The 8,034-nt window shown below is 66.0% G+C and carries 9 protein-coding genes; 6 read left to right on the top strand and 3 right to left on the bottom strand.

The features are described from left to right. Nucleotides 1–365: 365 nt before the first annotated feature. Nucleotides 366–683, bottom strand: a complete 318-nt coding sequence (locus tag AB0I41_RS34210; protein WP_088951025.1) for a hypothetical protein — start codon at nucleotides 681–683, stop codon at nucleotides 366–368. A gap of 170 nt (nucleotides 684–853) precedes the next feature. On the opposite strand from AB0I41_RS34210, the gene AB0I41_RS34205 reads away from it, so the two are divergent. Both AB0I41_RS34205 and AB0I41_RS34200 read left to right on the top strand, forming a co-directional pair. Further along, complete coding sequence (locus AB0I41_RS34205; RefSeq protein ID WP_357115323.1) at nucleotides 854–1,612, top strand: XRE family transcriptional regulator; 759 nt, start codon at nucleotides 854–856, stop codon at nucleotides 1,610–1,612. A gap of 4 nt (nucleotides 1,613–1,616) precedes the next feature. Continuing rightward, nucleotides 1,617–2,087, top strand: a complete 471-nt coding sequence (locus tag AB0I41_RS34200) for an NUDIX domain-containing protein (RefSeq protein ID WP_357115321.1) — start codon at nucleotides 1,617–1,619, stop codon at nucleotides 2,085–2,087. On the opposite strand, the gene AB0I41_RS34195 is transcribed toward AB0I41_RS34200, so the two are convergent. Beyond that, complete coding sequence (locus AB0I41_RS34195) at nucleotides 2,075–2,641, bottom strand: HD domain-containing protein (protein WP_357115319.1); 567 nt, start codon at nucleotides 2,639–2,641, stop codon at nucleotides 2,075–2,077. The genes AB0I41_RS34200 and AB0I41_RS34195 overlap by 13 nt on opposite strands. A 936-nt stretch (nucleotides 2,642–3,577) precedes the next feature. On the opposite strand from AB0I41_RS34195, the gene AB0I41_RS34190 reads away from it, so the two are divergent. From AB0I41_RS34190 to AB0I41_RS34175, 4 genes are all read left to right on the top strand, one after another. Continuing rightward, complete coding sequence (locus AB0I41_RS34190; protein ID WP_357115317.1) at nucleotides 3,578–4,126, top strand: sigma-70 family RNA polymerase sigma factor; 549 nt, start codon at nucleotides 3,578–3,580, stop codon at nucleotides 4,124–4,126. After that, entirely contained in the window at nucleotides 4,123–4,836 is a 714-nt protein-coding gene (locus AB0I41_RS34185) for a hypothetical protein (RefSeq protein WP_357115315.1), read from the top strand. The genes AB0I41_RS34190 and AB0I41_RS34185 overlap by 4 nt, the downstream gene beginning before the upstream one ends. Before the next feature lie 655 nt (nucleotides 4,837–5,491). After that, nucleotides 5,492–5,728: a hypothetical protein gene (locus AB0I41_RS34180; RefSeq protein ID WP_357115313.1), complete on the top strand. Its 237-nt coding sequence runs from the start codon at nucleotides 5,492–5,494 to the stop codon at nucleotides 5,726–5,728. A 2-nt stretch (nucleotides 5,729–5,730) separates the two neighbouring features. Next, nucleotides 5,731–6,738 carry an RNA polymerase subunit sigma-70 gene (locus AB0I41_RS34175; RefSeq protein WP_357115311.1) on the top strand — a complete coding sequence of 336 codons (1,008 nt, stop codon included), beginning with the start codon at nucleotides 5,731–5,733 and terminating at the stop codon, nucleotides 6,736–6,738. A 208-nt stretch (nucleotides 6,739–6,946) separates the two neighbouring features. On the opposite strand, the gene AB0I41_RS34170 is transcribed toward AB0I41_RS34175, so the two are convergent. After that, entirely contained in the window at nucleotides 6,947–7,531 is a 585-nt protein-coding gene (locus AB0I41_RS34170) for a dihydrofolate reductase family protein (protein ID WP_357115309.1), read from the bottom strand. Nucleotides 7,532–8,034: the final 503 nt, after the last annotated feature.

The raw sequence follows: 8,034 nt of genomic DNA, 5'->3' as shown, positions 1-8,034 counted from the left end.
TGACCGCCGTCAGGATGAACGCCATCTTGGCGTTACGCGCAGAGGAACGGTGAACCTTGGCCTCGATGACCGTCACCGTTCCGGTTGACTTGCCGGCGAAGCGGCGAGGGCTAGACTTGGACACGACGAGTCCTCCCAAGAACATTGGGTCGGATGAGTTGGACGGCACCGGGGTCGGCAGATGTAGGAGTCAGTACCGACCCCGGGCCAATTTCCTTGTTGTCGCCACCACAGATGGCGACCAGGCCGGGAATGTAGGAGTCAGGAACACTCCCGGACCCGTAACAGTGGGTTTCAGCGGACCGTCAGGCCGCTACGGGTTGCCACGGACACCAGTGGCTAACACAGCACGTCGTGCGATGGACCTACTTGGCCGGAGAACCAGTCTTCGGCTTCAGCGAAACCGCCCGGAACGCGACGCCGTTACGCCCGTTGGTCGCCCACGGAATGGCCTCCAACTGCTCGACCGCCAGGAAGTCACCCACCTTCACGCTCGGCTTCTCACCCGCCGTCGTGATGGTGATGACCTCCCCGCCGTTCTCGTCGAGCACGAAGACCTGGGTGGACCACATGAGCCGGCCCGTGTTCTTCTCGGACTTCTGGTTGCCGTTCTGGTCGTTCTTCGGCTCCGGGTCCTTCGACGCCGTCACCTGCTTGCTCGTGGTGTCCACGTACAGCTTCACAACAGACCTCCTGTGTCTGGCCGGTGGTTGAGCCTGTCCCCGGCGGACATTTGCTCTTGGCCTCTGTCCATATAGTTCTCGAATCGCAGTGACGACCTCACCGACCTCCTGTACATCTAGGGACGTCTCCGCTATATTGGAGTCGTCCCAGACGTCCCTAGGGGGTACCGATGCCGAATCACCGTCTGCGCGATGCGTTCCTGCGAAACGGCCTGACGCCGGCGAGCGTGGCGGAAAGGCTCGACGTCGACCCGAAGACGGTCGAGCGGTGGGTCACCCAGGACCGGATACCGTATCCGCGTTACCGGCATGCCATCGCCGCAATCGTTCGTGAAGGCGAGGAATACCTCTGGCCGGACGCGGTCTCGCCCGAGAAAGCCGCCCGGATCGGTCAGTCGGAGCTCATCCAGCTCTACTCCCGTCGTATCGCAGTGCCTAATGATCTTTGGCACCGGCTGATCAACAGGGCTGAGCGCCACATCGACGTCTTGGCCTATGCCGGGCTGTTCCTGGTCGAGCAGGAGCCCAAGCTGATCGACACGCTCAAGGAGAAGGCCGCAGCCGGCGTCAAGATTCGCATACTGCTGGGCGATCCCGACTCCGACGCAGTCAAGCGAAGGAGCATCGAAGAAGGCGCCCCCGACGTCATGGCGGCGAAGATTCGCAACGTGATGCAGTACTACGACCGCTTGCAGGGTGTGAAGGGGGTCGAGGTGCGCCATCACCGGACGACTCTGTACAACTCGATCTACCGATTCGACGAGGAGATGCTCGTCAACGCGCACGTGCTCGGGTTCCCCGCACCGCACGCGCCTGTCATGCACCTCCGAAAGCTGGCCGGCGGCGATCTCTTCGGCACCTACGCCGACAGCTTCGACCGCGTCATGTCCGCCTCAGACCCGGCTTGGGTCAAGGAGGTGGCAGCCTAGAGCTATGGCGAGGACCGAGCACTACCACGACCCGGACGCCCCAGCAGCCAACAGCATCGTTGTTGCCGTGTCTGTCTTCGTCACCGACGAACAGGGCCGGCTGCTACTCATCAAGCGCACTGACAACGGCCTGTGGTCGCTGCCCAGCGGGGGGCAAGAAGTCGGCGAGTACGTGGCCGAGACGGCCGTACGTGAGACTCGTGAGGAAACCGGCGTAGTCGTCGAGGTTACGGGCGTGGTTGGGGTGTACTCCGACCCGGCGCACGTCGTCGAGTACACCGACGGCGAGGTACGGCAGCAGTTCTCGCTCTGCTTCCGAGCGCGGCCACTGTCTGGCGAACCGACGCCGAGCGAGGAGTCGTCCGATGTGCGGTGGGTGACGCGTGAGGAGCTGGGACGCCTCTCGGTTCATCCGTCGACGATGCTCCGCATCAAGCATGGCTACGAGGAACGCAGCGAGCCCTACATCGGCTGAGATGCGAAGCCGGCAAGCCTGCCCTGAGTGCGCCGTACTGCGGCAACGATTTCCGGCTCAGCGCGTGTGATGAAGCAGGTGACCAGGTGATCAGGTCCATAGCGCGACCGGATTTCGGCGAGCCTGTCGAGTACTTCGAAGTCTTGGCCGTCCGGTCCCGTTGTCATGTCCGAGAAGCAGAGCGCGTCGGTCACGGGCGACTCCTCGCGCGGGAACTCGTCGGCCAGGACGTGACCCAACCCGCGTTCCTCCGCCTCCAGCCAGGCGCAGGAGTGGTGAGCCACGAACGCCGCAATGCGCTCGTGAACGTTCTCCCGCCTGAGCCATCGGGCACCGTCCAGCGAGTGAAAGCCGGTGTCCACTAGGTCAGGGCTGTAGCCCACATCATGTAGCCAGGCCGATGCGACAAGGACGTCGCGGTCCTCAGGGGGTACGGCATCGCACACCTGTTGAGCCTTCGCGGCTACGGCCTGGACGTGACTCCAGCGGCGAGGCAACGCAGCCTCAAGCTTGAGTCGAGCAATCTCCCGAGCAGCATCGACGAGGGCGGCCATAGCGACAGCCTACGGAGCACCTGGGCACCGCACCATCCTCCGTCGTTAGAACGATCCGGCGACGGTGCGGCCGGACTGCCGGCGATGTTGTGCAAAGTTTCTGTACGCCTTCAAGGCGGCCCGCAACGGGCCGCACGCGCCGCCGCCTGGGCGCGCGTCCGGCGCTCCGCTGTCGCTCCACGCCGGCCACGCAACACGCCCGGCGGCTGGCGCGGAGAGCGGGAAACCCCGGAGGGCCGCCGTATGACGACAGGCCGTTTCCCGGTTGGGCCGTGGCCCGGCAGCCGGCCGGGCCGCGCGGCCACGAGCCCGCGCGGCGTGAGGGAGCGCACGCCGGCCACGTCGGTCGAACTGGCGGTGCTCGCGGGGTTGCGGCTACTGCGCCTCCGGCGGGGGCGCTCCGGCTCCAGGATGGCCGGGGCTTCGTCGGCGGGTCACGGTCCGTGGGCAGCTGCGGGGGAGCTATCCCGCCACCGCCGACCCGGGCAAGCCGAGCAGACCACCGCCCGGCCCGCCAGCGTCCGTACGAACCGTCAAGGTCCGCTTGACGTGGCGGGCCGGGCGGCGGCCCGCTCCCCAGAAGGGCGGGTCGACGGCGACGGGATGGCGACACGTTAGCCGGGGGCTACCACTGCACGACAATGCCGCCGAGGATGCCGGATGCCCACCAGTGCGGCGACAGCGGCAAGCGTGCCCACCAGCGAACTTCGGTGGTTCTGTTCGGCTCCGGTGTGCCGACACGACCTGGCCTGCTGGCGACCTCCGGCCGGCATCGGCCGGGTCGGTCGGCTGTACTGGCGTAGTCAGGATTTCGAGACCTGGACAACCGCATCGCATCACGGTTGAGGTGCTGCACGATCCACGAGAGCACGCAATCGAGGTTGCAAGCTCCTGGAGGGCTGTAACCCCGGTGCATGACCTGGAAACAGAGTAGGCATGGAAGACGACCGGGCAAGATTCGTGGAGTTGTTCCAGCGACATTACGGCGCCGTCATGCGATACGCGGCACGCCGCGTGGGACAGGACCGGGCGTCCGACGTTGTCAACGAAGCGTTTCTCGTCGCCTGGCGGCGGTTGGCCGACGTGCCGGTCACCGACCCGCTGCCCTGGCTGTATGCGACGACGCGTCACGTGATCGGCAACGAGATCCGGGGTCGAAGCCGGCAGGCGAGGTTGGCTGCCCGGATTGGCGAAAGTGCCGAGATGGTGATGGCCGACCACGCCGACGTGGTGGTCGACCAGGTAAGAGTGCGCCGGGCGCTCGCCGAACTCCCCGAGCGTGACCAAGAGGCACTGCGGTTAGCCGCTTGGGAGGGCCTCGACGCCGACGCTGCCGCCATGGTGATGGGGTGCAGCCGCGCTGCGTACAAGGTTCGCTTGTATCGCGCCCGGAGGCGGCTGGCGGCCGCTTTGGCTCCCGTAAAGGGCAGAAAGACGGCGGACGCCCCGTTTACTTCATTCGCAAACGAAGGAGGATCAAGATGATGAGCGATCGGTCGTTGCGCGCCGCAGATCCCGCCGCCGGTTGGCGCGTTGATCCGCAGTCAACCCAGGCCCAAATGATGCTGACCGGCATCCTCGCGACACCGCACGACGTTAACGCCGAACTGTCGCGTCGATTGCCGGAGGGGCAGCGCGGCACCACCCGGCCGGTATGGCGTCGGCGGATCGCGTTCGGCGGCGGCGCGGCCGTTGCGGTCACCCTTGCCATGTCGATGCTCTGGAACGGCGAACCGAACGGGGCTACGGCGGCATACGCGGTCACCGCAAAGCCCGATGGGTCCGTGGAACTCACCGTGCGGTGGGAACAACTACAGAATGTGGGCGGGCTCGCAACCAAGCTCCGCCAGGCTGGCGTACCCACGGAGGTCACGTCCAGCAGGCCAGACCGTTTCTGTGCCACTCCCGCCGACCGGGACCGGGCGAGCGAGGCTTTGAACAAGCAGAACCCTAATGGGCAACCAGCCTCCCTCGACGGGTACGTCATGCGGCCAAGGCTGTTTCCCGAAGGCAGCACCGTGGTCATCTCAACCTTCTCTGACACAGCGACACAGCTGACCTACACGATGTTCTACCTTGCTCCGACCGGTTCGACCTCCTGCGCGTTAAGCGGCACGCTGGGTAGCGCGCGCTACACGGGACCTGGGCCCCATCCCACTCGCCTCCGCATCACGTGGCCCGAACCGGCAGAGTAAGCATGGACCTTGCTACGACGCTCATGCTGACGAGGTCACCCCTCGGATGGGACAAGATCCGGAACATTCCCGGAATGATCAAGCGCATCGCTGAGGGGACGTCGGGTGTATGCCCTGGTAGGACGAGGGATGGCCGCGCAGCCGCTACTCCCTTCCTAAACCGTGTGTCGCAGGTTCGAATCCTGCCGGGGGCACGTCACAGAACTGCAAACGCGCAGCGCGACCGGCCGATCACTGATCGTAGAGGCCAGTTTCGCGTTCGAGTAGACGTTTAAGGATGCCCCCGGCCGAGCGGCTGGGGGCATCCTCGCGTTGGCTCGATGTACGGGCGCGGAACGCGCCGGGATCGCTGCTACATGTTGACTGGCGGTACGACCGCAGCCCGGCCAGGCTTGGTCGAGGTGACCGGCGGGATCGCTCCTATCGCGGCTGCCCACCGCAATTTGGTGTGGCTCTCATCCGGCATGCGTCCTGCCTGATTTCGGCAAGTTGAAATGGCCCCGGTTCGGCATTCTGAAGTGGCCCCGGTGTCTGGGTTGCGGGGTCGGGCGGTATCTTGATTTGGCCCACTCGCCGGTCGCTGCGAAGTGCGGCACTCTGATTTGGCCTCACCTCGTTTGGGTGTTTCCGCCGGCCGCGTGAAGTTGCTAGCCCGGTGACGATGGCGTGGTGGAAAGGCAAGTTTCTGGCCCGGGTGATGCTGATGTGGGTCCTGGACGAGGTGTTCATCGGGTACTACGGCGGCCTGTGTCTGACCTGGAGCACCTACCCTGGATCGACCCGACCCATCCGCCCTGACGAACGGCCCGGTGTCAGCGGCTTCACCGATCAGAATTCTTCCGCCACGTCGTCGGTTCTGGTAGCCCCCTCGCACCGGTGGAAGGATTGGTGACCATGACCGACGCTAGACCGCTGGGCGCTGACGAGGCCTCGTTCATCGCGGTGGTTCGCTCAGGCGATACGGCACGGTTTGCGCTCATCACGGAGCGCCACCGGCGTGAGCTGCAGGTGCACTGCTACCGGATGCTTGCGAACTACGAGGACGCCCAGGACATGACGCAGGAGACGTTCCTGCGAGCGTGGAACAAGCGGGAGTCGTTCAAGGGCCACGCTGCGCTGCGGACCTGGCTGTACCGGATCGCGACGAACGTCTGCCTTGACTTCCTGGAGAAGCGCAATGACCGCACACCCGTACCGTCCGGGCTGTCGGACTCCGGCTCCGAGGTGCTGTACCTGCAGCCGTACCCCGACCGGATGCTCCCCGAGGACCCGCAGGAATCGGTGGTGGCGCGGGAGACGATCGAGCTGGCGTTCATCGTCGCCGTCCAGCACCTGCCGCCGCGGCAGCGGGCGGTGTTCATCCTGCGCGACGTCGTCGGCTGGCCGGCGTCGAAGGCCGCCGACGCCCTCGATCTGACCATCGCATCGGTGACCAGCGCGCTGCAGCGGGCGCGCGTGACGATGCGCGAGCAGCTGCCCGACCGCCGCCTCGACTGGCGGAGCCCCGCCGCCCACGAGCTGTCGAATGACGAGCGCGGCGTGGTGAAGTCGTACATCGACGCCCATGAGCGCAACGACCTCGACGGGCTGATGTCCCTGCTGCGCGACGACCTGCGCTTCGTGATGCTGCCCGAGGCGGGCACCTCGGTCATCACGGCCAAGGACGCGGTGGACGGCTGGGTCTCCGGTGGGCTCTTCCAGCCCGGCTACGACGACTGGCGCTGTATCGCCACGACGGTCAACCGCATGCCCGCCGCCGCGCTGTACCTCCGCACCCCTGACGACCCGGAGTACCGGTTGTTCAACATCGCGGTCCTGCACATCGTCGACGGGAAGATCGCTGAGCTCACCGGATTCGACGCCACCGACAAACCATGGCTGGACCTGCCCCCGACACTGTGATCAGACAAGTCCCCGTCGTCGACGAGTCCAGCGCCACGGGCCGGCGTCACCGAAGTCACCGCGGAATGAGCACCCCGACCAGCTGAACACCAACGCGACAACGCGAACACCACCGCCCCGCCGGCGTTGCCGGCGGGGCATCTTGATGCCCGAAGAACGTCAGGAAGGATTTCGACCCGGCCTCACGAACCGAGCAACTGGCCCGTGCTCATCGCCTCGTCTCGTATCGGGTCAGCACGACGCCGCCGGGAAATGTCCGCGTCTCCACGAGGTTCAGGTTCACCCAGCTGTCCAGCGCGGTGAAGAACGGCGTGCCGCCGCCCACCAGGACCGGCACGGTGACCAGCATGTACTCGTCGATCAGCCCGGCCCGCATGGCCGCCCCGGCGAGCGTCGCGCCGCCGATGTCCATCGGGCCGGCGTCCTCTGTCTTGAGCCGGGTGATCTCGGTGACCGCGTCGCCGGTGACCAGGCGGGTGTTCCAGTCGACCGTGCTGGTCGTCGACGAGAACACCACCTTCGGCATGTCCCGCCAGCGGCGGGCGTACTCGATTTCCGCCTGTGTGGCGCCGGGCTGCTGGTCGGCGGTCGGCCAGTGGGAACTCATCGCCTCCCACAGCTTGCGCCCATACAGCGCCAGGCCCGTCGCCCCCACCCGGTCGGACCACCACTGGAACAGCTCGTCGCTCGGCGACGAGTCCGGTCCCTCACCGCCACTCCAGCCGAGGTCGTCGCCGGGCGCGGCGATGTAGCCGTCCAGGGTCACATTCATGCCGAAGGTCAGTTTCCGCATCATGCCAGCCTCTCGTAAGTCGATCTCATACGTACAGACGGGCGCTGCGCGAAAACCTCATCGGTGCGCGCTGCTGGCAGACACAAGGTCACCGCGCAGACATGGCCAGCCAACCGCATCGGCGAAGACGGTCATGAGACGTACGCCGATCCGACATGCGGACACTCCGACAACTCTCCCGCAGGATCTGATGCGTCCTGGCCGACACGGAGGGCATGGTGCGAGCGCCGGCAACGGGCCGGCCGTCAGCGCACGAAGCACCGTTCGGAACCGCCAACCTGCAACCCCTCTGTGTCAGCCTTGGGGAAGGCAGGTTAGCCTGCTGAAACTTTGACCCGTGAGGGCGTGCAAGGAGAACCATTCCCCGTGACATCGGATGATCCGGTACCCGACCCCGAGGTGCCGGCAAAGCCCCGGTCCAGGACGTACACCGCCGCCTATAAGGCGCGGGTCCTGGCTGAGTACGAGACCCTGGACAAGGCGGGTAAGGGTGCCCTGCTGCG

Origin of the sequence: Micromonospora sp. NPDC050200 (assembly GCF_040656135.1) — a bacterium.
Classification (GTDB): domain Bacteria; phylum Actinomycetota; class Actinomycetes; order Mycobacteriales; family Micromonosporaceae; genus Micromonospora.
This window is presented reverse-complemented; position numbering and strand designations above follow the sequence as displayed.